We start from the raw sequence: 25,026 nt of genomic DNA on the forward strand, positions 1-25,026 counted from the left end.
AGGGAGAGCTGAAGGAAATCGATGGCTGAGTTCACGGTCAACGCCCATCGCTTCGACCCGTACAAGAACTTCAAGTTCCTGGTCCTGTGGGACGGACGTACGGTCGCCGGCATCAGCAAGATCAGTCCGCTGAAGCGGACCACGGAGGTCGTCAAGCACCGCCACGGCGGTGACCCCTCCTCCCCGCGCAAGTCGCCGGGGCGCTCGGAGTTCGAGGGCATCACCCTCGAACGCGGGGTGACCCACGACCCGGAGTTCGACCGCTGGGCCAACAAGGTCTGGCAGGTCGGCGCGGGCCTCGGCTCGGAGGTGTCCCTCGCGGACTTCCGCAAGGACCTCGTCATCCAGGTCCTCAACGAGGCCGGCCAGGTCGCCGTCTCGCACAAGCTGTACCGGACCTGGCCCAGCGAGTACCAGGTCCTCGGTGAACTGGACGCCAACGCCAACGCGGTGGCCATCCAGTCGCTGAAGCTCGAGTGCGAGGGCTGGGAGCGGGACTACGAGGTGCCCGAGCCGGAGGAGCCCTCGTTCCTCAACCCGGCCTGAGCGCTCCGCCGGAAGTGCCGCGACGGGTCGTCGTTCGTCTGCGGCTTCGTCGTGGCTGGTCGCGGAAATCGGGGTGGACATGGTGATCACCGGGGCGGCTGAACTGCTGGCTACCTGGGAGGCGGGCCTTGGCGAGGCTCCGGTCGGGCGTGCGCTGCTGCTGCACCGCACGGCACGACCGGACGTCGGGGCGGAACGGCTGCCGGCACTGCCGGTGGGCGAGCGCGAGGCGGACCTGTTCGCGTTGCGCCGGGCGCTGTTCGGCGAGCGGATGCAGGTTCGCCTGGCGTGCGTGGCGTGCGGACAGGACATGGAGTTCGACCTGGACGCCGGGGAGCTCTCCGGGTCACTGGACGGGCGCGGCGAGTCGGCCGTACGGGTCCAACAGGACGGCTGGGACGTCGAGTTCAGGCTGCCCGGCGTCGCCGACCTGACGGCGGCGGCCCGGGCGGCGGATCCGCGTACGGCACTGTTCGCGCAATGTCTGGTCTCGGCGGTGCACGACGGGACGGCGGTGACGGCGGGGGAGTTGCCCGCGCCGGTACAGCGCCGGATCGCCGAGGCCGTCGAGGCGGCCGACCCCGGCGCCGACCTGGCGCTCAACGTGGCCTGCCCCGAGTGCGGGCAGGCCACCCGGGCCGAGCTCGACATCGCCTCCTACCTGTGGACCGAACTGGACTCCTGGGCACGGGACGTGCTGCTCGACGTCCATCTGCTCGCCACCGCCTACGGCTGGAGCGAGCCGGAGATCCTGGCGCTCAGCCCGACGCGGCGCCGCTACTACCTGGAGCTGTGTGCGGATGTCTGACTCCCCGGCCCCCGGGGGCTCGCCGGACTGCCCCGACTTCTTCGACCGGCTGCTCGCGCGGCACACCGCCGCGCGGCCGGCCGTGGCGCGGGTCCGGCCCCGGCTGCCCGGCCCGTTCGAGCGGGTCGAGGCGGTACGGGCCGCCGCACCGGCACCGGAGGAGGACGCGCTGCTGTGGCCCGCGGCCACGCCGTCGGCCGTTCCGCTGCCGGATGCGCCGTCGCCGACGGCTGTGGCGGCACGGACGCACACGGAACGGGAGCGGACCGTCGTCCGCAGCGAACGGGTGGCGGAACAGCAGGGGCCACGTCCGGCGCCGGTGGTCATGGCCGAGGCGCCGCTGCTGCGGCCCGCCGCGCCACTCGCGCCGCCGCGGACTCCGCCCGAGACCGGGCGGCGTGCGGCGGGCCGGGGACGTGTGGAGCCGGGAGCCGCGCAGTCCGCGGTGTCCGTGCCCGTCCCCCCGGGCAGGGACGCCGTTCCCCACGCCGTATCGGCGGCGCTGCCCCTCAGCGCCGCCGATACGGCGGCAACGCGCGACGCCGTACGGCAGGCCGCGGCCCGGCGACCGGCACGGGGCGTCGAGCAGGTGGTGCAGGTGCAGATCGGGCGGCTCGAAGTGACGGCGGGCGAGGCGCCCGGCGGCGGACGGCCGCGGACGCCCGCCGCGGGGAGGGCCGGGGCGACCTTGAGCCTCGCGGAATACCTGGCGCGGGGGCGCGAGTGAACCGCGAACACGGATCAGTACGACGACCAGCAGGCCGAGAGGAACCGAGGAACTGACGCCATGAGCAACGCACTTGCCCTCGCCCATGTCACCCAGGCCCTCGCCCTGCTGCTCGAGTCCAACCTGGGTCCCGAGATCGACATGGCCGTCAAGGTCGAGCCGCGCAAGCCGCCGGCCGACCCGCCGACCGAGCCCACCATCTCCGTGTTCCTCTACCAGGTCACGCCCGACACCTCGCAGCGCAACAACGACCTGCCGACGCGTGCGGCCGACGGCACGCTGGTCAAGCGGCCCGTCGCGGCACTCGACCTGCACTTCCTGATCACCGCGTACGGCGACGAGACGGAACTGGTCGGTCAGCGGCTGATCGGTTCCGTGGTGCGCGCGCTGCACGAGATACCGGTCCTGCCGAAGGACATCATCGAACTCGCCGGTGAGCGGCCGTACTTGGCAGGCAGCAATCTCGCCGAGTCGGCGCAGCGCGTGCGGTTCACTCCGACGGTGATGGACGTCGACGAGACGTCGAAGCTGTGGGGGATGCTCTACCAGACGCCCTACACCCTCTCGGTGGTCTACCAGGCGGCCCTCGTCCTCATCGACGGCCGGGAGACTCCGGTGGCGGGCAAGCCGGTGGAGCGGCCTGAGGTACGGGTGCTGCCGTTCGGGGCGCCGGGCGCGCCGGTGCCTCCGGGGGCGGAACCGACTCCTGATGTGACATCGAATGAGCCTGCTCCAGGCGATGTTGCGAAAAAGGAGGCCGAACCCCCGGCCCCGAGCGCCAAGAAGGCAGCCAGGACCCCTGCGAAGGCCGTCGCGAAATCCCCGGCCAAGGCCTCGGCACGCACGCGCAAGACAGCGCCCCGGGCCGCCAAGCCCACGCAGGAGTGACACGGCATGGAGACGACGGGGGCAGGTGAGGACATGGGGACGTACGAACAGAGCACGGCGGACACCGGCCCGGGCAGGGCGACGCTGACCGCGGAGATCCGGCGCGTCCTGGCCCGCGTCGACGCGCATGCGGCACGTGTCACGGAGGAGAGCGGCGGTGCCCCTGGGGCCGAACTCGCCACCGCGCCCGGCGGCCCCGGTAGCGCCCCGCTCGACGCCCTCGTCTCCTGCTTCAGCATCACGCCCTTCGAGCGCGACCTCGTACTCCTCGCCGCCGCCCACGAGCTGGAGCCCACGGCCGCCGCCCGATGTGCCGCCGCCTGCGGTGACCCCGAGCGGGCGTACCCCACCTTCTCGCTCGCGCTGGCCGCGCTGGCCGAGCCGCACTGGAGCGCCCTGACGCCCGTGGCGCCGCTCAGGCGCTGGCGGATCGTCGAGCTGGACGACGAGTCGCGGCTGACGGCCTCCCGGCTGCGCCTCGACGAGCGCATCCTGCACTTCCTGCTGGGCTCGCCCTATCTGGACGCACGGCTGCACGGTCAGTTGCGCCGCACGCCGGCGCCTCAGGAGCTGACGCCGTCGTACGACCTGGCCGCGAGCCGGCTCGCCGAGGGCTGGGCGACGGCGGCGGACTCCGAGGCGCCGCTCGTCGAGGTGACCGGCGGGGACCTGCGCAGCCGGGCCGACCTCGCCGCCGCGGCGGCCGCACGCTCGGGACTCAGGCTCTACTCGATGAGCGCCGAGGACGTGCCGTCCGACCCGGTCGAGCGCGACCGGCTCGCCCGGCTGTGGCAGCGTGAGGCGGTTCTGCTGCCCTCGGCGCTGCTCGTCGAGGTGGGCGAACTGGACCGCGACCAACGGGCGGCGACCGAATCGTTCCTGGCCGGGGCCGCTGTGCCGGTGGTGGTCTCGAGCGAGGATCCGCTGCGTTCGGAGCGGTCGTACGGGGCCCGGGTGGCCGTGCCGCGGCTGGACGACGAGGAACAACTCGGGCTGTGGACGAGCTCGTTCGAAGGAGTGGACCTGGTCGAGGGCGAACTCCGCTCCCTGGTCGCCCAGTTCCAGCTGCCGCCGCATGTCGTGCGTTCCGCGGCCACCGCCGTACACCGCCGGCTGCCGCACGAGGACGAGCTGGACGCCGCTGAACTCGCCTGGCGGGCCGGACTCGACGAGGCGCGGATCGGCATGGACGAGCTGGGGCGGCGGATCGCGCCGCAGGCCGGCTGGGACGACCTGGTGCTGCACGAGCGGCAGACGAGCGTGCTGCGCGAGATCGTCGCGCATGTGCGGCAGCGGGCAACCGTCCACCAGGAGTGGGGGTTTGCGGCCACCCTGCGCCGCGGCCTCGGCGTGACCGCGATGTTCGCGGGCGGCTCCGGCACCGGCAAGACGCTGGCCGCCGAGGTGATGGCGAAGGAACTCGGCCTCGACCTGTTCGTCATCGACCTCTCGCAGGTGGTCAGCAAGTACATCGGCGAGACCGAGAAGAACCTCCGCCGGGTCTTCGACGCCGCCGAACGCGGCGGTGCCCTGCTCCTGTTCGACGAGGCCGACGCGCTGTTCGGCAAGCGTAGCGAGGTCAAGGACAGCCACGACCGGTACGCCAACCTCGAGGTGAGCTATCTGTTGATGCGGATGGAGGCCTACCGGGGCCTGGCCATCCTCACCACCAACATGAAGAACGCCCTCGACACGGCCTTCCTGCGGCGCATCCGCTTCGTCGTCGACTTCCCCTTCCCGGCCGAGCACGAGCGCGCCGAGATCTGGCGCCGCGTGCTGCCGCCGCAGGCCCCGGTGAAGGACATCGACGCGTCGCTGCTCGCCCAGCTCACCGTCGCCGGCGGCTCGATCCGCAACATCGCCCTGTCCGGGGCCTTCTTGGCCGCCGAGGAGGGCGACCGGCTGCAGATGCGGCACATGCTCGCCGCCGCCCGTACCGAGTACCTGAAGCTGGAGCGCTCGCTGACGCCCACGGAGGTGCGCGGATGGGTGTGAATGTCTCACGGGACCACTCGCGGCATCCATCAGGCGGCCACTCCCGGGACCAGGTGCCCTCGGCGATCCGCGTGGAGATCGGTGAGCTGGTGCTCGACGGCTTCCGGGCGGATCCGGAGCGCGTATCGGCCGCGTTCGAGAGTGAGCTGACCCGGCTGGTCCGGCTGCACGGCGTGCCCCTGGCGGCGGACGGTCCCCTCACGGCCGACGCGCTGTCCGGGCTGCCGCCCCTGCCCGCAGGCCTGTCCGCGCGGCGGCTCGGGCAGGAGCTGGCGCGTGCCGTGCACGAGGGACTGAGCGGTCACGGGGAGGTGAGCCGGTGAGCTCCCGGACCCAGGACGCCGGTGCGGAGCAGTCCGCCGAGCGGCGGCGCCGCAAGCGCAAGGAGCGGGTCGCCAAGTCCCGTGCGCCCGAGCCGAAGAACATCGTCAGCGGCGCCGGGCAGCCCCTCGATCCCGGTCTGCGACGGGAGTTGGAGGAGCAGCTCGGACACGATCTCGGCCGGGTACGGCTGCATACGGGCCGGGACGCCGGGCAGCTGACCGAGCTGCTCGGGGCGGACGCGGTCGCCGTCGGTCAGGACGTCTTCTTCCGCGAGGGCGCCTACCGGCCCGGCACCGACGAGGGCCGCCGGCTGCTCACCCACGAGCTGCAGCACACGGTGCAGAACCCGCACGGCCTCGGCGCCCTGCGGGCCGGCCGCGAACTCGGCACCGTGAGCCTGCCGCAGCAGGCCATCGAGCGGGAGGCGGAAGCAGCTGCTCAGGCGGTCGTTCAGGAGGAGTCCGCCCCACAGGTCGAGGAGGGGCAGGCCACACCTGGCTGGCTGCGCTACGCCACCGTCGACGCCGACCGGATGCGTGCCGAGGCCGTCGACCCGGCGACCCTCGTGGACCGGCTCGCGGGCAACGTGCTGCGCAGTCTGCGTGGCGACCCCACCGACGCCTCCGGCCGAGTGCGGCTCCAACTGGCGCGGATGTCACAGGAGTTGGAGGACGCGGTTGTCGATCGCCTCGAGAACCGACTGCTGACACCCGAGTACGACCGTCTCCTGGAGATCGCCGATCAGGCCCGCCCCGGCCCGGTCGAACTCCAGCCCGCCGAGACGCCGTTGCCCGAGATCGACCTCTTCGAAGAGCTCGGCGTCGAACGCACCCAGTGGCAGAAGAAGCAGGAGTCGGACCGCGGATCCGCCGACAAGCGTGCCGCCGACGCCCGCGAGGAACAGCAGGACACCAAGGCCCGCGACGACAAGAGCGGCAGCGACCGCAGTCGGGCCCGCTCGGACGCCGCCACCGAGGAGCAGGACGCCGCCCGGCGCACGGAGCAGGAGGACGAGCGCAACGCCTCCCGGCAGCAGGCGCGCGAGGAGGAGCAGCAGGAGGGCGAGCAGGCCGCCACCGACCGCGAGCGCACCGACCAGGCATCCGACGAGCGCGTACAGGGGCAGCAGGAAGGCGCCGAACAGGCCAAGGAGGAGCGCAAGGAGCAGCGCGACCGTGAGGAGGCCGACCCGCGGCAGGCGAGCGCGCCGGGCGCCGACAAGCGCAAGCGGCGGGACGACCAGACCCAGTCGGGAGCCGGGTCGAAGAACGCGGAACCGGACCCGAAGCAGAAGGCCCAGCCCGGCCCCGCACGCCCCGAGAAGGTCGACGAGCGGGCCGAACACCCCGACTCCGTGTTGTCCGAGCACGGCCTGAACGAGCAGGACGAGGATGGCGGCCCCGACGCCGAGCCGCGCGAGGAGGAACGGCCGCTCGGCCTTGAAGCGGGCGCCGAGCAAGAGGTCGCGGGCGGCGAGGACGAGGGCGGCCGGGCGCCGGGCGCGCGGGACGAGCCCGCGATCAAACCCGAGGACTACCTGCCCGAGGCCGACCTCGACCTGTCCGCCGTACCGACCGCGGACAAGCTCCAGCCGGGCGCCGCCGAACCGTCGCTGCCTTCCTTCCCCACCCCTCCGCCGACGAAGGCCGAGAAGGCGGAGCAGGAGCGGGAGAAGAACGAAGGAGAGCAGGACGAGGACGAGGCCGGGCCCGAGCCGAAAGCCCCCGGCCAGGACGAGGGGCCCGTCGAGGGCGAGGCCCCGCAGCCCGAGAACGGGCCCGCCGCGCAGGCCCAGGACCGTAACACCAAGAACCTTCAGGAGACCGACAAGCCGCTCGACCAGGAGGTCGGCCCGGATCCCGCGACCCAGGACAAGGAGCGGCCCGAACCCGAGGCCGAGAAGCCCGACCCGGAACAGCAGCAGGAGAGGGAGCAGACCAAGGGACCGGAGGACGAGGGCACCGAGGGGGACGGCGACGACGAGCAGCCGGACGCCAAGGACACGCAGGACGAGCAGAGGGAACACCAGGACCGTACGACCGCGGAGTCCCGGTCGGCCGCGGGCCCGGCGGCAGCCGCGGCGCCCTCCGCGAGTCAGGTGGCGGCGGCCGTGTCCCGGCCCGCCGGCGCGCAGACTCCCAAGACCCCGGTCGAGGACCGTGACCCCTCGCCCGCAGCCCGGCGCGGAGCCGAACCGCCCCGGTCCGAGCGCGAGGCGCCGGCGGCCAAGAGCCGGGTGCCCAAGGAGACCGGGCCGGGCGCGGTGCCGCGCGGACCCGTGGGCGCCGCGGAGAAGACCGGGCCGGCGACCGCTGCCGGACCCGGTGCCGCGCCGTCCGTCGCGCAGGCGGCGGTGAGCCCGGCCGCCGAGCAGACCGACGGGCCCGGCCAGACCGCTGCCGACACGGCCGCGCCCCGGCCCGAGGCGTCCCTGGAGAAGGACGGCGGCGGCTGCGCGCCGCCCGCGCCCGCGCCCGAGAAGGACGAGGGCGGGCAGGGAAGTTGCGGGGGCGGCGGTGGTGAGGCCGCGCCCGAGCAGAAGCAGGAGGAACCGCCGGACGTCTCGGGGCAGGACCCCAAGGCCGCCGTGCAGACCGTGAGCAAGCTGGCGCCCGACCAGGCGGCCGCCGCCATGCCTGGGGTCGACAGGGGCGCGGACAAGAAGATCGGCGAGGAGCAGAAGCGGCTCGACGCGGCCCCGCCGACGCGCGAACGTCCGTCAGGCGCGCCGCAGACGCGTTCGGCGCCGCCCTCGGCCGCTCCCGCGGCGCCGCAGGTCACCGGCAAGGTGGAGAAGCTCGGTCCGGAGAACCAGGGCGACAAGCAGAAGGCCAAGGGCGGTGACAAGGCCGAGGGCAAGCAGCCCACGGACAACGTGCCTCCGCCGCCCGCCCCCGCCGTGCCCGACAAGGGGCTCAGCGAGTCCGAGGCGAAGAGCGTCGAAGCCGCGGCCGACGCCGTCCCGACCACCGACCCACAACTGGAGAACAAGACCGTCGGCCCGGCCCCCAAGATCCGTCTTGAGGGCGCCAGCGACCCCAAGCGCACCGACGACCAGGCCAAGGCGCTCAAGGACAAGCAGTCCGACCTGCAGTCGACCGGCCGCGCCGACGCGGCCAAGCCCATGGGCGAGGACCAGATCTTCCCCAACGCGCCCCGTGAACAGCTCACCGGCAAGGCGTCCGGTGGTTCCGGGGGCGGCAAGGGCGGGGCGTTGGAGGCAACGCCCGCGCCGAAGGCCGGCGTGGGGGCGGTGGCCAAACAGGAAAAGGGCTCCGAGATCACCGGCGCCGCCGGTCGGGCGCAGGGCGACCTCGGCTCCAAGGAGAAGCAGCACCAGCAGGGCGAGCAGCAGGCCAAGCAGGACAAGCAGACCGAGATCGACCGCGAGGTCGACCGCAACACCCAGCAGCAGACCACCGAACGCGGCCGTGTCGCGCGCGAAACGCAGAAGCAGCGCGAGGACTGGCGGACCGAGCAGGACAAGAAGACCGAGGACGCGGACAAGAAGTCCGACGACGAACACGGCAAGAAGAACAAGGAGATCGTCAAGGCGCGCGACGACAAGGACAAGGAGGTCGGCGCGCGCAAGGACAAGGACAACTCGCAGATCGACACCGAGCGTGAGAACGCCGAGAAGGAGGCCAAGAAGAAGAAGGAGGAGAAGAAGCCCTCCGGAGGCCTGTTCGGCTGGATCGCCGACAAGGTCGCCGACTTCTTCAAGGGCCTGCTCGCGGCGGTCACCGCGGTCTTCGACGCCGCCCGCAAGGCCGTCAACGGGATCATCGACACGTTCAAGACCTGGGCCAACCAGGCCATCGACTTCGTACGCGATCTGGCGGTCAACGCGATCAACGCGCTCGCCGACGTGCTGATCGCGATCGGGGACGTACTCCTCGCGGCCTTCCCGGAGCTACGGGACCGCTTCCGCAAGGCGATCGAGGGCCTGAGGGACGCGGCGATCGCGAAGGTCAACCAGCTGGCGGACAGCCTGAAGAAGGCGGTCAACACGCTGCTGGACGCGTTGGCGGCCGGCCTGAACAAGCTCCTCGACGTCCTTGAGGCGGGCGTCAAGGCGGTCATCAAGGCCTACCAGGCCATCATCGTGGGCGCGATCAAGTTCGCGCAGGCGGCGATCGAGGCGCTCGGGAAGTTCGCGGCGCTGGTCGCGGACATCGCGCCCGACCCGGGCGGCTGGATCTCCAAGGCGGGCAGCTCGGCCAAGACCGGGATCACCGACCACCTCTGGGGTGCCATCAAGGTGGCGGTCAAGGGATGGTTCGACACCAAGGTCGAGGGCATCCTCGGCCTCGGCAAAGCAGTGATCGACGTCCTGGTGAAGGGCTGCGTGTCGATCAAACAGATCGGCAAGATGGCCTGGGACGCGATCATCGCCTCCCTCCCGATGATGATCGCGACCCTGGTCATCGAGAAGGTCGTCTCGATGATCGTGCCGGCGGCGGGGGCGATCCTGACGATCGTCCAGGGCCTGATGTCGGCCTGGCAGAGCATCAGCTCCATCCTGTCCGCGTTCTCGAAGTTCTGGGCGTACCTGAAGGCTGTGAAGGCGGGGCCGGCGGCCTGCCTGTTCGCGGAGGCGGTCGCCGCGGGCGTCGTCGCCCTCCTCGACCTGATCACCAACTTCCTTCTCCAGAAGCTGTCTTCGGCGATGAAGGGCGTCGGCAAGCGGCTCAAGGGCATGGCCCAAAAGATCATGGACGGGCTGAAGAAGGTCGGGGGAGGGGCGAAGAAGGCGGCGGGGTCCGCGGTCAATTCGGCTCGGGGGGCGATGCGGAGGGCGAAGCAGGCGTTGTCCAGGCCTGGCACCGCCCGGAAGCCGAAGGGCGAGCCTTCACCTGACCTGAAGTCTCCGGTGAAGCCGAAGGATCACGCTACGCCGAAGGGGCCGGCGAAGAAGCCGGATGCGGCGGAGACGAAGCCGAAGGACGCGGAGACGAAGCCTGCGAAGGAGCGGGAGCCGGAGCCGGCAAAGGACAAGACGCCTGACAAGGACCGAACCCCGGACAAGGAGAAGACCCCCGGCAAGGACAAGACGCCGGAGACCGCTCCGAAGAAGAAGCAGAAGGAGATCGAGGGTCCAAAGCCGACCAAGCCCAAGAAGCCCAAGTCCCCGGTCGGCAAGGCCCTCGCGAAGGCCAAGGGCGCGGTCAAGTCCGCCCTGAAGAAGGTCGGCAACGCGGCGAAGACGCTCGGCCGGAAGCTGAAGAAGTCGAAGATCGGCAAGGCGCTCAAGAACGGGGCGTCGAATCTGCGGAACTTCTTCAAGCGGAAGAAGGACCGGCTGCGGGATCACAAGAGGCGGCAGCAGGAGCAGAAGAGGCGCAAACAGGACCAGCGGAAGAAGGACGAGAAGTCCAAGGAGTCGAAGGAGGCTCGGCTCCAGAAGATCCTCGGCCGGGTACGTCCCTCTCTGAAGCGGCTGCTGGACAAGGGAGTGCCACGCCCCGTGCTGCGTGGCGTCACTGGTGCCATGCGGACCTGGTACCGCCTGACCGGGCTGGCCGTCGAAGGCGCCGAGAAGTTCAACATCCGGGCTTGGCTCAACCCCTCCGAGATCGCTATCGGCGGCGTCAAGATACGCCTCGAACAGCTCATGCGTGAGATCGGCCAGATCTCCATGGAGATCAGACAGGCGAAGACCGGCACGCGCGCTCAGAACGTGGCTTCCGAAGGATTCAACAACGACGGTACATATCGCACCACTTTCTCCCCGGACGCTTCCTCCGAGGGATTCGCAGAGGAAATCCGTCGTCGAGAAGAATTGAAGAACCAGGGTCGACTCAATCGCCCGATTGATCCTGGAGTCTACCGAGGCAAGCCGGGCACTGTTGAGGAGTACGAACTCATGGGCGACTCTGCGGCTGGAACGCCCAGCGAGCGGGTGCCGATCGAGCAGGGGGCTTCAACGGACCTTTCCGAGACGAAAGCTCACCTGCCGAGCCCGCTCACCGAGTCGACTTATGCCCCCAGTTATGCGCAACTGGACCACTGGCTGCAGCACGAAAAGTTCACCCCCACGCGACGACGTCGGCTCAGCACGCTCATGCTCGAGTGGCTGAGGACGGGAAGGATTCCCAAGGGCGAGCAGGACCGGCCTCTGGCGGCGGGCCTCGCGCTCTGGCAGTTCGGTTCCGAAGGGGGTCGTACCAGGACGTCGAACGTCATCGGCGCCATGCTCTTCGATGCCGGTGCCTCGGAGCACGGCGACCTGAAGGACGCCATGAAACGCCATCCGCTCCGTGGTAAAGCGGCCAAGCAGGCGCGAAGGCTGGACGAGAATCTGGAAGCCCAGAGGAGGAACGAGATCCCCAATGTGTCCACGCGTTCGCCGTCCATCTCGAATCGTTACGGCAAGTTTGTGCAGCATTGGGCGGGAACCCAGGAAAACATCGTCGCCTGGGCAAAGATGCGCGCCGAAGAGCTCGGCGACAATGATGTGACCGAGGAGCAACGCGCAAAGATTGAGCGAGAGTTCTTCGAGATGGTCCGCAAGCGCATGCTGGAACTACACGGAATCTAGGCGGTGCACCGATGGCCGACACCAGGCACTTCACAGAGCGCATGCTGCTCACCGAGCAGACCACCAGGGCCAGGGTCCATGCCTATGCCGCTGAGATGGGCTGGCGGACAGCCCTTGAGGAGGGGGACCCCACACAGGAGAACTTCCGTATCAACTTCGAGGTTGCCCCGGAGGTATTCCTTCACTACGTCGAGGACTTCACTTCGAGGCAGCGCTACTTCTATGTTTCGAGCCCCACAGCGCTCGCAGCCGACCGGTTGAGCACGCTGGTGGCGGATGATCTCGAGCCCAATACTTTGAGCGACCTGTTGCGGGCCTGTGACGTGGCCGAGGGCGTGGAACTCGGCAGGGCGAACATGCGACTTGGTGTGGGCGCTCCCTATGAATACGTGCAGGACGTGTTCGAGCGGATCAGCGCCGGGATGAGGCACGAAGATCCGCGAGTGCGACGCCTTTCGATGTGGGCCACGACCTATTCACCGTGGAGCCAGTACGTTCCCCTGCTTCGCGACATCGCCAACGCCGACCCCGATCCGGCTCTTCAGGACCGTGCCGAAACCATCCTCTCCGTCTATGAATCCCACGGAGTGACAGACCAGTGAGTGACCAGCCCGAAGTGTCACCGTCGCCCGTGGCCCGGAGTTCCCGATGACCCGCTACGCAGACATCCCCAAACCCATCCGCTCCGGCATAGTCGTGGTCGACCCCGACCGCGGCACCCCCCAACGCGTCATCGTGCTGCAGTTCAACCCCGACACCCTGGAGCGCAGCATCGCACCCCAGACCGCCGGCGACAGCGGCGACGGTGGCGGCGGGGGCAGCGGCGGGGGAGACCGGAACGAGGCGCTGCGTCTCAAGGGCCCCGCCCAGGAGACCTGGAAGTTCACCGCCGAGATCGATGCCACCGACCAGTTGGAGATCGCGGCGCCCGACGGGATCCACCCCCAGCTCGCGACGCTCGAGATGCTCGTGCAGCCCACCACCGCGCAGCTCCGCGCCGCCAGTCGGCTCTCGCAGAAGGGGACCATCGAGATCAGCCCGATCGAGATGCCGTTGACGTTGTTCACGTGGGGGAGCAAGCGGGTCATGCCCGTGCGGCTCACCGAACTGTCCGTCAATGAATCCGCCTTCGACGTGAATCTCAACCCCATCCGGGCCTCTCTCGGCATCGGCATGAAGATCCTCACCGTCAGCGATCTGCCCGCAGGGCACCGCGGTGCCGATCTGTACATGGCCCACCTCGCCCAGAAGGAGCGACTGGCCGCGGCCGCGCGGGGCGGCAGTCTCGGTGCCCTCGGGCTGCCGGGAGCAGACGTACTGAGCGGAAGGGGCTGAGGAGCACCGTCATGGCTGACATCGAGTCCTATGAGAGTGCGTTGGGGGCGATACCGGGCTCCCATCCGTATCCGCGGACGAGCCGGTACCACGACGCCGAGATCGGCATTCACCGCCAGGAGGACGGCACCGAAGTCCGTTACACCAAGCGCCGGTTGCTGCCCCCGCTCGACGCGCAGGAGACGCAGGACCACGTCGTCGGCGCCGGCGAGCGCCCCGATCTGCTCGCCCAGCGCTTCTTCGGCGACCCCGGCCAGTGGTGGCGCATAGCCGACGCCAACCCGGTGCTGGATCCGAGGGAGTTGACGGACGAGGCCGGGCGCGTGGTCGACATACCCCTCCCCGGCGGGCTGCCCCGAGGGGACCGGCGTGTCTGAACAGCCCGTGGGGCAGGGCCCCGTCCACATCACGCTCCTCATGGGGCCGAAACTCGCCAGGCCGGTGCCGGCCGAGGTGACCGAGGCCCTGCTGTCCGCCCAGATCACCGCCACGGCGGGGGAGCGCAGCGGGTTTCAGCTGGCCTTCGACCTCACCAAGACGGGGATCATCAACCAGCGGCTCCTGCCCGAGGGGTTCTTCGATCCCAAGACGCGGATCATCGTCACCGTCAGCGTCCGGGGTACCCCCGACGTGCTGTTCGACGGGCTGATCGTCCGGCAGGAGGTCGGTGCCAGCAATCAGCCCGGACACTCCACCCTCACCGTCACCGGCGAGGACCTGACGCTGCTGATGGACCTGGAGGAGCGCACCGCCCGGTACCCCAATCTCCCGCCCTCCGAGCGCGTCCTCGACATCTTGCGCCGCTACTCCGACTACGGCATCCGGCCCGACGTCTACGCCGAGAAGATCAACCAGCCCCCGCACCAGGATCTCCGCGTCCACTACCAGACCGGTACCGACCTCCAGTACGTCACCGACCTCGCCCGTGCCAACGGCTACACCTTCTACCTGGAGCCCGGTCCCAACCCCGGTCAGTCCTCGGCGCGTTGGGGCCCCGAGGTCCGGCTCGGAATCCGTCAGCACGCCCTCAACGTCAATATGGACGCCAACAGCACCGTGGACCAGCTGACGTTCGCATACGACGGGACGGCGCGGGAAGAGCCGCAGGCGCGGTGGCAGGATCCGGGGACCCGGCAGTCGACTCTTCTTCCGCAGCCACCGATCAGCCCCCTTCGGCCGCCCCTCGGGCGCCGGCCCACCCCGGCCCTCAAGCGCAAGACCCTCTCGGGGACAGCCAAGCAGCAGCGCGAACAGGCCGAGGCCGAACTCCTCGCCCGTGCCGCCGTCTCCGCCGACGTCGTCTCCGGGTCCGGCTCGCTCGACGTCAACCGGCACGGGTACATCCTGCAACCCCGTCAGCTGGTCGGCGTGCGCGGTTCCGGGCGGGCCTACGACGGCGACTACTACGTCAAGTCCGTCACGCACAACCTGCGCCCGGGCTCGTTCCAGCAGAACTTCACCCTCTCCAGGGAGGGGCTCGAGGCGCGCAGCGTCTACGTCCGACCGTAACAACAACCCCTTGATCAGGAGCAGTTCAGCATGGCGGCAGACGGCAATCGCTACCTCGGCAAGTTCCGCGGCCGGGTCGTGGACAACAACGACCCGCTGCGCATCGGCCGCATCACCGTCGAGGTGCCCGACGTCCTCGGTGACGAGGCATCCACCTGGGCGCTTCCGTGCCTGCCGTTCACCGGACCCGAGGCCGGACAGTTCGTGGTGCCGCCGCCGGGCGCGGGCGTGTGGGTGGAGTTCGAGCAGGGAGACCCCAGCTTCCCTGTGTGGACCGGGTGTTGGTACGGCGCCGCCGAGGAGCTGCCGCCCGACGCGCGGCGCGAGCTGGCGGCGAACTCGCCCAGCAAGCCGGTCGTCGTACAGACGCCGGCCGCGCACAAGCTCGTCATGAACGACACCGCCGGTGCCGAGCAGGGGATCCTGCTCCAGGCCCAAGGCGGCGCGTACATCCGCATCACCAAGGAAGCCGTGGTCATCGCGACCGGCGCAGGCGCCCAAGTCGTGCTCCGTGGCAACGAAGTAACCATCAACGAGGGCCAGTTGACCGTGCTCTCGAAGCGATAGAAGACGGGGGAAGAACCAAGTGTCCGGGAGTCTGCTCGACGCCGGAGCCGTGATCGGCTGCCCGCACGGCGGCCGGGTCACCGCCGCCACCACACCCTCCGGCGGCGTACGCATCGGGGGCGTGGCCGTCGCGACGGCCACGCACGCGTACGTCGTCACCGGCTGCCCGCACACCGAAGCCGGTGTGCACAAGCCCTGCGTCTCGGTCCGCTGGACCGCCGACGGCGCCGGCATCACGGTCGACGGCGCCCCTGTGCTGCTCGACACCTCCGCGGCCCAGTGCTTCACCGCGGCGTTCGTGCCGCAGGGGCCGCCCGTCGTCCAGGCCGCACAGCGAAAGGTGATCGTCCGATGAGCCAGACGAGCCGGGGAACCCGCCCGCGCAGCGACATCGCGTTCCCCTTCCGCACCGACCGCCGGGGACGCACCGCGCACGCCGGCCACGGCGAGCACGTCCACGACCTGATCGAGCAACTGCTGTTCACCAGCCCCGGCGAGCGGGTGATGCGCCCCGACTTCGGCTGCGGGCTCCTCGACCTGGTCTTCGCCCCGAACACCCCCGAACTCGTCAGCACGCTCGAACTGTCCGTGCAGGCCTCACTCCAGCGCTGGCTCGGCGACCTCATCGACGTGGTGGCCCTCGACGTGGAGAGCGCCGACGACGCCGTACGGGTCTACCTGTCGTACGTCCTGCGCGCCACTGGAACCCGCACGGACGACGTCTTCGAAGGGAGGGCGGCGTGACCACCGGTACCACCACCTCCCGCCGCGTCAAGGTAAGAGCCGCTCAGCTCAATGGAGTCGACTCCGTCGAGGTCAGCGACGACGGGTTGCTGCTCACCGCCATGTTCCTCGGCAAGGCACCGCACGGCCTCGGACCGGAGAACGTCCGGATCGACGGCGGCCGTCGGATCACCGGCATCACCGCCGTCGACGTCAGCGTCGAGCGCGAGGAGGACCCGGAGCTCGACGACCGGTTCTACGTCACCCTCGACCAGGCCGGAGACACCTCGGAATACGTGTTCTCGCTCGTCGAGACCGACCCGCACGGGCGGCCCGGCACCGAGCCCTTCCGCGGTTTCGACCAGCGCTACCACCGCGCGTCCTTCTCCTTCCGGCCCGACTGCCCGACTCCCTTCGACTGCAAGGGTGATGGCGAGGAGGTACCGGACTTCCCGGCCGCTCCCGTCGTCGACTACACGGCCCGCGACTACGACACCATCCGCAAGCTGCTCCTGGACCGGCTCGCGCTCACCACCCCCGACTGGGTCGAGCGCAACCCCGCCGACCTGGGTGTCACCCTCGTCGAGCTGCTCGCGTACACCGGCGACCAGATCAGCTACCAGCAGGACGCGGTGGCCACCGAGGCCTACCTGGACACCGCGCGCCGCCGGGTCTCCGTGCGCCGGCACGTCCGGCTCATCGGCTACGCGCTGCACGACGGCTGCACGGCGCGCGCCTACGTCACCGTCCGGACCGCGGGCGACACCACGCTCGCCCCGGGCACCTTCCGCTTCGCCTCCGTCGACGTCCGCACCCTCGACCCGCACGACCGCCCCGAACCGGGCACCGTGATCGACGAGAACGACCTCGGCGACCTGGACGAGCGCGGCTCGGTGGAGGTCTTCGAACCGGTCGTCGCCGCGGACCCGCTGGAGCTGAAGGCCGCGCACAACACGATCCGCCTGTGGACCTGGGGCGGCGAGGTGTGCACCCTGCCCCAGGGCGCCACCGCCGCCACCCTGCGCGACGAGTGGGACGACCCGGAGACCTGCCGGGACCGTCAACTCGGTCTGAATCCAGGTGACTTGCTCGTACTCGAAGAGGTGAAGGGCCCGCGCACCGGCACCCCCGGAGACCAGGACCCGGGCCACCGTCAGGCCGTGCGCCTCACCTCCGTCACCCCGGCCGTCGACCGCATCGAGGACCAGCCGGTCCTGGAGGTCACCTGGGCCGCCGAGGACGCCCTGCGCTTCCCGCTCTGTCTCACCACGCGCGGCGGCCGCGACTGCCTGCCCGTCGAGGACGTGACCGTGGCCCGCGGCAATGTCGTTCTTGTCGACCACGGCCGCACCCTCGCCGGACTCCCGCAGACGGCCACCGCGCCGCCCCAGCCCGCCGTCGTCGCGCCCTGCGAGCCCGCGTTCGGCTGCCACGACCGGGACGAGGGCAACGCGCCCGCCCGGCTCGTCAACTCCCTCACGGACCTGGCGGAGAGCGGGCAAGCACTCGTACCCGACGACGTCCGCGAACTGTTCGAGGTCGTGGGCGAGGGGGCGACCGTGCGCGCCGGACTCGGTCTGGAACGCGCAGGGCAGCGGCACGAACGCGTGGTGCCCGGCACGGCGTACGCCCAGGCGGTCGCCCTGCGCACCCTGCTCGCGCAGTCCGTCTACCCGGGCATCGCACCCCGCTTCCGCCCGGTGCTCGGCCGTTCACCGGTCGTCCAGGCGGTGCCGTTCCCGGACGCGCGGATCGTGGCCGCCGGGCAGGCCGAGCGGATCGCCGCGATCCCCGGGCGGGTAAGGCAGCGGCTCGTCGAGCTGTGGCGCAGCGCCCGCGACCGTGACGGGCTCGCCGCTGCGGAGATCGACGAACTCACCCTGATCTACGGCCCGAAGGTCGTCGAGCGGTTCGAGCTCCGTACGCATCCCGTCCGCGCCCTGCGCGAACTCCTGCACAACAACGACGAGTTGCTCGACACAAAGCTCCGGCGTGTGGAGATTCTCGCCTCCCGCGCCCGCGCGGGCACGGTCCTCGACGGTCACATCGCCTGGGAGATCGCCCATAGCTGGGGTCCGGACTACGCGGCCGGGCTGCACCCGGACGAGCCCGTGCTGCGCGGATCCGCGACCGCCGCGCTCGGCCAGGACCCGCGCAAGGCCCTGCCCGCCGTACGTGTCGAGGACGGCGACCTTTCCTGGGCGCCCCGCCGCGACCTGTTGGACAGTGGCCCCCGCGACCGGCACTTCGTCGGCGAACTGGAGGACGACGGCCGCCTCGCCCTGCGCTTCGGCGACGGGCGGCACGGCGCGAAGCCCACACCGGGCAGCCGGCTCGCCCTGCACCACCGGCTCGGCGGCGGCATCGCCGGCAACGTCGGCGCGGAGGCCATCAACCACCTGGTCGTCCGGAGCGACTGCGCCCATCCGCCGGCCGCCGCGGTCCGCAACCCGCTGCCCGCCACCGGCGGCGTCGAGCCCGAACCCGTCGAACAGGCACGCCAGTTGGCCCCGCTCGACCTGCGTCGCACCCGCCTGCGCGCGGTCACGGCCGAGGACTACGCCGCGCTCGCAGCGGAACTGCCCGGCGTGCAGCGCGCCGCCGCGGAGATCCGCTGGACCGGCAGCGTCCAGGAGGCCCACGTCGCGATCGACGCGTACGGCAGCACAGAGCCGTCGGCCGAGCTGCTCGCCCGGGTCGAGCAGGCCCTGGAGGCCTACCGGCGCATCGGCCACGACCTGGTGGTCGGTCCCGCCCGCCTGGTGCCCCTCGACATCGCGCTGAGCGTGTGCGCCGCGCCCGGCCATCAGCACGGGCAGATCCTGGCCGAGCTGTACCGGGTGCTGGGCAGCGGCCGCCTCGCGGGCGGCCGGCTCGGGTTCTTCCACCCCGACGCGCTGACCTTCGGCGAACCCGTACGGCTCAGCCGTCTGGTCGCCGTCGCCGCCGCCGTACCGGGCGTGCAGAGCGCCCGAGTCGTGCGGCTGCGGCGGCTGTTCGAACAGGACCGAGGAGAGAGGGAGGACGGCGTGCTGCGGCTCGGCCCGCTGGAGATCGCCACCTGCGACAACGACCCGGACCGGCCGGAGAACGGCCTGCTGGCGATATCCCTGGGAGGTTCCCGATGAGCCAGGCCTGTTCCTGCGGGGGCGCGTGCGGCGGCCACGACGAGCGTCTCGCGCCCGCCCCGCTGCACAACCCGCCCGGCCGCACCGCCCTCGACTACCGCGTCGGCGAGTACGGCTCGTTCCTGGCCGCCCTGCTGGACCGGCTCGCCTCACCGGCGTACCCGGCGCTCGGTGGCCTGACCGTCCGTACCCCCGACGACCCGGCGATCGGCCTCCTCGACGCCACCGCCGTCCTCGGCGACCTGCTCACCTTCCACTCGGAGCGAATCGCCGACGAGGCATACATCCGTACGGCCGGCGAGCACCGATCGCTGGTCCTGCTGGGGCGCCTCGTCGGCCACCGCCCCCGGCCCGGCGTCGCCGCCGCCACCCACCTCGCGTACACCCTCGAACGCGACCCGCGTGCCGAGGCGCTGCCCGTGCTGATCCCGCGCGGCGCGCGCACCCACGGTGTGCCCGCCTCCGCCGACGAGGAGTCCGTGACTTTCGAGACCAGCCGGGACCTCACGGCCCGCTGGGACTGGAACGAGCTGAAGGTGCGCAGGCGCCGGCCGTCCCTGGTCACGCCGGAGGATCTGGAGCGGCGCTCCGAGCTCTTCGTCGAGGGCACCGCGAACTCCCTGCAGACCGGCGATCAGTTGCTCTTCGTCTTCGGTGAACAGACAGGCGGTCAACGGAAGTTGCTGCCCGTCGCAGACGTGCGCATCGACCGGGACGACGACATTACGGCGATCTCCCTGCAGAAGTCGGCACCGCCCACGCTGAAGGAGCTGGTCGACGAGGTGCGGCGGTGGACCGCCGAGCCTGCGGCCCCCGGCGAGCCCGGCGACGAGCTGCCCACCCCCGAGGTGCCCAACCCGCGCCCGGTCAGCCGGCTGATCGAGGACTTCGAGGACCAGGTTCTGGCGCCGCTCCAGGCGGCTCTGGACGACGTGAAGACCCCCGAGAGCCTCGCGGCCGCCCTCGCCGAGCCCGTCGCCCGCCTCGGCGAGGCACAGGTGCTGGCCACTGGGTGGGAGGACGTGGCGGCCTGGTTCGAGCAGCTGGAGGCGGTGCTGGCGGAACTTGCCGAGCGGGCACTGGAGTTGGCGCCCGCGCGGACCGCCGGGACCCCGGTGGCCACCAAGGCGAAGAGCACCGCCGACCCGCGCGCTGCCGCCTTCCGTACCTTGGCCGCCGTCCTCCCCGCCCTCCGCGTCCAGACCCCTGCCCCGCCCTCCGGCACCGGCGCTCAGCGCCCTGGCACGGACACGGCCCGCCTCCTCGCGGCCCTCAACCCCGGCCTCACCGGCCTCTACCCGGCCTGGCGCAAGGCGGGGGCCGCCGCCCCCGGCGGCGCGCAACTCCTGCGCGACCTGCTCGCGATGCGGGTCACCGCGTCCCCCTTCGGCGCCACGGCCCCGCTCAAGCCCGTCCAGGACGACAAGGGCCGGGTCATCCGCAGCGCGGACTGGCCGCTCACGGGGGCCGTGCTGACCAGCATTCGGGTCGTCCACGACACTGCGGGCAAGGCGCCGATCCGGGCGGAGTTCCAGTACGTCGAGGGCAACGGCTCCGACCAGCGGGCCGTGCCGCTGCCCCTCCCCGGGCAGATCACCTTCGCGCTGGGCCCAGGCCAGGTCGACCTGTCGACGCGCTCCGCCCAGGACCGCGACCTGAGCTGGCTGGTCCGCCGGCCCGCCGACTCCCAGGAGCCCGGCGTCACCGCGCGCCTTCGCGACGGTCTGCCCGAATGCACCCTGTTCGTGTCCCGTCCGGACGAGGACGGCCTGATCCACGTCGGCATCAACAACGGCACCACGCAGGAGATCTCCCTGCGCCCGGGCGCCACCAAGCAGTTCACCTACGGTCAGTACGAGGTGAGCGTGCGCTACGGGGTGGGCAGCAGCGAGCCCAAGGTCGAGATCGTCATCGCCGGCAAGCCCGCGCCCGTCAACCGGCGCGTGCTGCAGCTCGACACCGTGCACACCGGCATCACGGTCGGCAGCTGGGTCGCGATCCAGCGCCCCGCCAAGGGTGCCGAGGACGGCATACCCGGCGACGCCGCGCTCGCGTTCGTCACCACCCAGGTCGTGGCCGTGCGTACGGCGGCGTACGCCAACTACGGAATCACCGGCCGCGGCACCGAACTCACCCTTGCCGACCCCTGGCTGGACGAGTTCGACGTCCTGCTGTCGCACATCCGCGACACCACCGTGCACGCGGCGGGCGCGCCGCTGGGCCTGGCCGACGAACCGCTCGGCGAGGAGGTCCACGGCAATGAGATCGAACTCGCCGAGCTGTACGACGGGCTGGGCGCCGGACGCACGCTCATCGTGACGGGCGAGCGCAGCGACATCCCTGGGACGGCCGGCGTCACCGCCACCGAGGTCGTCACCATCGCCGCCGCCGACGCGACCGTGGACCCGCACGTGCCGGGGGACCGCGTCCACACCCACCTCACCCTGACCACCGACCTCGCCCACCGCTACCGCCGCGAGACGGTCCGCATCCTCGGAAACGTCGTCGAGGCCACCCACGGCGAGAGCCGGGAGGAGGCCATCGGCAGCGGCGACTCGGACCGCGTCAACCAGACGTTTGCACTCTGGCAGTCCCCGCTCACCTGGCTTGCCGACGACAACCCCCTCGGCGCCACACCGGTGCTGGAGATCCGGGTCGACGGGGTCCTGTGGCACGAGGTCGACAGCCTGGCCGGACGCGGCCCGCGCGAGCGGGTCTACCTCACCGGCACCGCCTCCGACGGCCGGACGACGGTCACCTTCGGCGACGGCGTGCACGGGGCCCGGCTGCCCAGCGGTCACGAGAACGTCCACGCCCGCTACCGCTTCGGCACCGGCAAGGCCGCCAACGTCCCTGCCGACCGCCTCACTCAGCCCCTCACCCGCCCGCTCGGCGTCACCGCCGTCACGAACCCCCGCCCGGCGACGGGCGGCGCCGACGCGGACGGCCCGGGCCTGACCCGCCGGACGATCCCGCTGGCCGTCTCCGCCCTCGACCGGCTCGTCTCGGCGGCCGACTACGAGGACTTCGCCCGCTCCCGGGCAGGCATCGGCCGGGCCGCCGCACGCGAACTCTTCGACGGGCGGCGGCGCGTGCTGCACGTGACGGTCGCGGGCACCGACGACGTGCCCCTGGACGGAGACGGCCGTGAATCAGCCACCCTGCGCGCCCTGCGCGGGGCGCTCACCGAGTACGGCGACGCCAACCTGCCCGTCCGTGTGGACGTACGCGAGCTGGTCCTGCTGCTCGTCGCCGCCAGGGTGAAGGTCGCTCCGGACCACGCCTGGGAGTTCGTCGAACCGCGGCTTCGGCAGGTGCTGCTGCGCCGACTCGGCTACGAGGGACGCGAGTTGGCGCAGCCCGCCCGGCTCTCCGACCTCCTCGCGGCGGCCCACACCGTGCCGGGTGTCGACTACGTCGACGTCGATGTCTTCAACGGCGTCCCCGCGTCCGCCACCCCGGAAGAGCTCGCCGGGCTGCTCACCGACCCCGGCCCACCGCGGTCGAGTGTTCCCGCGCGTGAGGCGACGTACGACGAGAAGATCCACACCGTCCGTGACGCCGACGGCGAGACCCTGTCGGCGGTCTGCGCGCGCTATGGCATCCCGCTCGCCGAACTCCTGCACCTCAACCCCGACATCACCGACACCCGGCGCCTGGCGAAGGGCCGGTCCGTGTTCGTCTTCCGCGGCATCCGCCCCGCCCAGCTCGCCCTGCTGTCCCCGCGAGCGGCGGACACCCTGATTCTGACGGAGGTCAAGTGATGGCCGCGCATGCAGCGGATGTCCAGTTCGACTCGACAGCCCTCACCACGAACCGGGAACCCGACGGCCTCGCCGCCCTGCTGCCCCGCTGGCACCTCCTGCGCGACGCCGAGGAGGGCGAGCCGCTGCGCGCGCTGCTCGCGGTCGTCGCCGAGCAGCTCGACCGGGTCCGCGACGGCGTCGAGCAGGGCTACGAGGACCTGTTCGTGGAGACGGCGGCCCCCTGGGTGCTGCCGTACCTCGGCGACCTGGTCGGATACCGCACCCTGCCGGGCTACGAACGCGTCCTCACCACGGGCCTGCACGAGGGCGGGCGTGCCGCGCTGGCCGACGCCATCGCGCCGCGCGCGGACGTGGCTGCCACGGTCGCCAACCGGCGCCGGAAGGGAACGCTGCACCTGCTGGAGGAGATCTCCGAGCAGGTCGCAGACTGGCCCGCGCGGGCCGTCGAGCTGTCGCGGCTGGTCGCTCACCACCAGTCGGTGAAGCTGTTCCGGGAAACGGCCGCGGAGAGGGGTCGTCTCCTCGACCTCCGTGACGGCTCTGCGCTCGCGCTCGCCGGCGGCCCCTTCGACAGCACTGCCCGCACCGTGGACATCCGCCGTGCCAACTCGCCCAAGAAGCAGGGTGGTTGGACCCCGGCGGGAGTCGGCCTCTTCGTCTGGCGTCTCAAGGCGTACTCGCTGACGTCCTCTCCGGCGTACTGCATCGACCGCGCCCGCAACCTCTACACGTTCTCGATCCTCGGCAGTGACAGCCCCCTGGTCACCAAGCCGGTCCCGGAACCGTCGCCGACCCACATCGCCACGGTCGACAACGTCCCCGCGTTCATCACCCGCCGTCTGCTCCACGACCGTCTCCTTGACTACTACGGTCCCGGCAAGAGCTTCGTCATCCGGCGCGACGGCGAGGACAAGCCCGTACCGCCCTCGGACATCGTGGTCAGCGACCTGTCCGACTGGCGCTACCGTCCGGGCCGCGGGCAGGTCGCCATCGACCCCGAGCTCGGGCGGATCGCGTTCGGGGCGCGGTCGGCGCCCCGGCAGGGAGTGTGGGTGGACTACCACTACGCGTCCGGCGCCGACATGGGCGGCGGCGAGTACGAGCGGCCCGACCGCGTGGACCGGCCCGACGCCGCCTTCTACCGGGTCGGCCCGGGACAGCCGTACCGGCAGATCATGGACGCGTACCGGGCCTGGCAGCACGACCGCCGTGCGGACCGCACCGGGCCCGACGGCATCATCGAGATCACGCACAGCGGCGCCTACCAGGAGCAGCTGGACTTCGACCTCGACCCCGGCGACCGGCTGGAGCTCCGGGCGGCCGAGGGCACGCGGCCGGTGATGCGCCTGCTCGACTGGTACAGCAACCGGCCCGACGCCCTCAACATCCGTGCCGTGGCGGACGATTGCGCCCCGCACGAGCGGCCGCGCATCGTTCTCGACGGGCTGCTGGTCACGGGGCGCGGCATCAACGTCACCGGGCCGATGGGAGCCGTCGTCGTACGGCACACCACCCTCGTACCCGGCTGGTCGCTGGAGCCCGGGTGCGAGCCGCACTCGCCCGACGAGCCCAGCATCGTCCTGGACCGCACCACCGCCTGCCTCCAGATCGAGCACAGCGTCCTCGGCACCATCGAGGTCATCGGCGACGAGGTCGGCGAGGACCCCCTCGACATCCACCTCCGCGACAGCATCCTGGACGCCACCGGCCATGACCGCGAGGCTCTGTCCGCCCCGGACTGCCGCCTCGCTCACGCCGTGCTGCACGCGCACCGCACGACCGTCATCGGCGAAGTCCACACGCACGCGGTGGAGATCGCCGAGAACTCGGTCTTCACGGGCAGGCTGCTGGTGGCCCGGCGAGGCATCGGCTGCCTGCGGTACTCGTACGTCCCCGCCGGCTCGCGCACGCCACGACGGCACCGCTGCCAGCCCGATCTCACCCCCGGCGTACAGCCGTTGTTCGCCGCTGTGCGCTACGGGACGCCCTGGTACGGGCAGTTGGCTGATCGCTGCCCCGAGGTGATCCGGCGCGGCGCGGACGACGGCGCCGAGATCGGCGCCTTCCACGACCTGTACCGGCCGCAGCGCGAGGACGGTCTGCGCGCACGGCTCGCGGAGTACACGCCCGCGGGCACGGACGCCGGAATCTTCTTCGTGACATGAGCA

General features: G+C 71.3%; 17 protein-coding genes. All 17 read left to right on the forward strand.

The window, feature by feature from the left end; translation table 11 throughout:
* The first annotated feature begins 21 nt into the window (after window positions 1–21).
* The 17 genes from ACY0PA_RS31300 (at window position 22) to ACY0PA_RS31380 (ending at window position 25,023) form a co-directional block, all read left to right on the forward strand.
* Window positions 22–546 (forward strand): phage tail protein, encoded by a 525-nt coding sequence (locus tag ACY0PA_RS31300; RefSeq protein WP_100591276.1) that lies wholly within the window; start codon window positions 22–24, stop codon window positions 544–546.
* A 79-nt stretch (window positions 547–625) separates the two neighbouring features.
* The gene (locus ACY0PA_RS31305; protein WP_473086484.1) at window positions 626–1,354 is read left to right on the forward strand and encodes a T4 family baseplate hub assembly chaperone; all 729 of its coding nucleotides are present in this window, start codon (window positions 626–628) and stop codon (window positions 1,352–1,354) included.
* Entirely contained in the window at window positions 1,347–2,081 is a 735-nt protein-coding gene (locus ACY0PA_RS31310; RefSeq protein WP_473080846.1) for a serine/threonine-protein kinase, read from the forward strand. Before ACY0PA_RS31305 ends, ACY0PA_RS31310 begins: the two co-directional genes overlap by 8 nt.
* Before the next feature lie 60 nt (window positions 2,082–2,141).
* Window positions 2,142–2,969 carry a Pvc16 family protein gene (locus ACY0PA_RS31315; RefSeq protein ID WP_473080847.1) on the forward strand — a complete coding sequence of 276 codons (828 nt, stop codon included), beginning with the start codon at window positions 2,142–2,144 and terminating at the stop codon, window positions 2,967–2,969.
* Between the two features lie 6 nt (window positions 2,970–2,975).
* Window positions 2,976–4,964 carry an ATP-binding protein gene (locus ACY0PA_RS31320; protein WP_473080848.1) on the forward strand — a complete coding sequence of 663 codons (1,989 nt, stop codon included), beginning with the start codon at window positions 2,976–2,978 and terminating at the stop codon, window positions 4,962–4,964.
* A complete protein-coding gene (locus tag ACY0PA_RS31325) occupies window positions 4,955–5,287 on the forward strand; it encodes a hypothetical protein (protein ID WP_473080849.1) in 333 nt (110 codons plus the stop codon). Before ACY0PA_RS31320 ends, ACY0PA_RS31325 begins: the two co-directional genes overlap by 10 nt.
* Window positions 5,284–11,829 (forward strand): eCIS core domain-containing protein, encoded by a 6,546-nt coding sequence (locus tag ACY0PA_RS31330; protein ID WP_473080850.1) that lies wholly within the window; start codon window positions 5,284–5,286, stop codon window positions 11,827–11,829. Before ACY0PA_RS31325 ends, ACY0PA_RS31330 begins: the two co-directional genes overlap by 4 nt.
* An 11-nt stretch (window positions 11,830–11,840) precedes the next feature.
* On the forward strand, window positions 11,841–12,431 hold the full coding sequence (locus ACY0PA_RS31335; RefSeq protein ID WP_473080851.1) for a hypothetical protein: 591 nt from the start codon (window positions 11,841–11,843) through the stop codon (window positions 12,429–12,431).
* Between the two features lie 46 nt (window positions 12,432–12,477).
* Window positions 12,478–13,164, forward strand: a complete 687-nt coding sequence (locus ACY0PA_RS31340; RefSeq protein ID WP_356279559.1) for a hypothetical protein — start codon at window positions 12,478–12,480, stop codon at window positions 13,162–13,164.
* 11 nt (window positions 13,165–13,175) lie between these two features.
* Window positions 13,176–13,541, forward strand: coding sequence for a hypothetical protein (locus tag ACY0PA_RS31345; protein WP_473080852.1), 366 nt, complete (start codon window positions 13,176–13,178; stop codon window positions 13,539–13,541).
* A complete protein-coding gene (locus ACY0PA_RS31350; RefSeq protein WP_473080853.1) occupies window positions 13,534–14,673 on the forward strand; it encodes a hypothetical protein in 1,140 nt (379 codons plus the stop codon). Before ACY0PA_RS31345 ends, ACY0PA_RS31350 begins: the two co-directional genes overlap by 8 nt.
* A gap of 30 nt (window positions 14,674–14,703) precedes the next feature.
* A complete protein-coding gene (locus tag ACY0PA_RS31355) occupies window positions 14,704–15,240 on the forward strand; it encodes a phage baseplate assembly protein V (RefSeq protein ID WP_329569379.1) in 537 nt (178 codons plus the stop codon).
* Between the two features lie 19 nt (window positions 15,241–15,259).
* Window positions 15,260–15,595 carry a hypothetical protein gene (locus ACY0PA_RS31360; protein WP_100591284.1) on the forward strand — a complete coding sequence of 112 codons (336 nt, stop codon included), beginning with the start codon at window positions 15,260–15,262 and terminating at the stop codon, window positions 15,593–15,595.
* Window positions 15,592–15,984: a GPW/gp25 family protein gene (locus ACY0PA_RS31365; protein WP_329569377.1), complete on the forward strand. Its 393-nt coding sequence runs from the start codon at window positions 15,592–15,594 to the stop codon at window positions 15,982–15,984. Before ACY0PA_RS31360 ends, ACY0PA_RS31365 begins: the two co-directional genes overlap by 4 nt.
* Window positions 15,981–19,091: a putative baseplate assembly protein gene (locus ACY0PA_RS31370; RefSeq protein WP_473080854.1), complete on the forward strand. Its 3,111-nt coding sequence runs from the start codon at window positions 15,981–15,983 to the stop codon at window positions 19,089–19,091. Before ACY0PA_RS31365 ends, ACY0PA_RS31370 begins: the two co-directional genes overlap by 4 nt.
* A complete protein-coding gene (locus ACY0PA_RS31375) occupies window positions 19,088–22,855 on the forward strand; it encodes a putative baseplate assembly protein (RefSeq protein WP_473080855.1) in 3,768 nt (1,255 codons plus the stop codon). Before ACY0PA_RS31370 ends, ACY0PA_RS31375 begins: the two co-directional genes overlap by 4 nt.
* Window positions 22,855–25,023, forward strand: a complete 2,169-nt coding sequence (locus ACY0PA_RS31380) for a hypothetical protein (protein ID WP_473080856.1) — start codon at window positions 22,855–22,857, stop codon at window positions 25,021–25,023. The genes ACY0PA_RS31375 and ACY0PA_RS31380 overlap by 1 nt, the downstream gene beginning before the upstream one ends.
* Window positions 25,024–25,026: the final 3 nt, after the last annotated feature.

The sequence above is a fragment of the Streptomyces sp. DS1-CR2 genome, from assembly GCF_055760475.1.

What these genes read in the sequence shown, in the direction of transcription:
- ACY0PA_RS31300 (WP_100591276.1), top strand. Translation starts at nt 22, where the DNA reads ATGGCTGAGTTCACGGTCAACGCCCATCGCTTCGACCCGTACAAGAAC.
- ACY0PA_RS31305 (WP_473086484.1), top strand. Translation starts at nt 626, where the DNA reads ATGGTGATCACCGGGGCGGCTGAACTGCTGGCTACCTGGGAGGCGGGC.
- ACY0PA_RS31310 (WP_473080846.1), top strand. Translation starts at nt 1,347, where the DNA reads ATGTCTGACTCCCCGGCCCCCGGGGGCTCGCCGGACTGCCCCGACTTC.
- ACY0PA_RS31315 (WP_473080847.1), top strand. Translation starts at nt 2,142, where the DNA reads ATGAGCAACGCACTTGCCCTCGCCCATGTCACCCAGGCCCTCGCCCTG.
- ACY0PA_RS31320 (WP_473080848.1), top strand. Translation starts at nt 2,976, where the DNA reads ATGGAGACGACGGGGGCAGGTGAGGACATGGGGACGTACGAACAGAGC.
- ACY0PA_RS31325 (WP_473080849.1), top strand. Translation starts at nt 4,955, where the DNA reads ATGGGTGTGAATGTCTCACGGGACCACTCGCGGCATCCATCAGGCGGC.
- ACY0PA_RS31335 (WP_473080851.1), top strand. Translation starts at nt 11,841, where the DNA reads ATGGCCGACACCAGGCACTTCACAGAGCGCATGCTGCTCACCGAGCAG.
- ACY0PA_RS31340 (WP_356279559.1), top strand. Translation starts at nt 12,478, where the DNA reads ATGACCCGCTACGCAGACATCCCCAAACCCATCCGCTCCGGCATAGTC.
- ACY0PA_RS31345 (WP_473080852.1), top strand. Translation starts at nt 13,176, where the DNA reads ATGGCTGACATCGAGTCCTATGAGAGTGCGTTGGGGGCGATACCGGGC.
- ACY0PA_RS31355 (WP_329569379.1), top strand. Translation starts at nt 14,704, where the DNA reads ATGGCGGCAGACGGCAATCGCTACCTCGGCAAGTTCCGCGGCCGGGTC.
- ACY0PA_RS31365 (WP_329569377.1), top strand. Translation starts at nt 15,592, where the DNA reads ATGAGCCAGACGAGCCGGGGAACCCGCCCGCGCAGCGACATCGCGTTC.
- ACY0PA_RS31375 (WP_473080855.1), top strand. Translation starts at nt 19,088, where the DNA reads ATGAGCCAGGCCTGTTCCTGCGGGGGCGCGTGCGGCGGCCACGACGAG.
- ACY0PA_RS31380 (WP_473080856.1), top strand. Translation starts at nt 22,855, where the DNA reads ATGGCCGCGCATGCAGCGGATGTCCAGTTCGACTCGACAGCCCTCACC.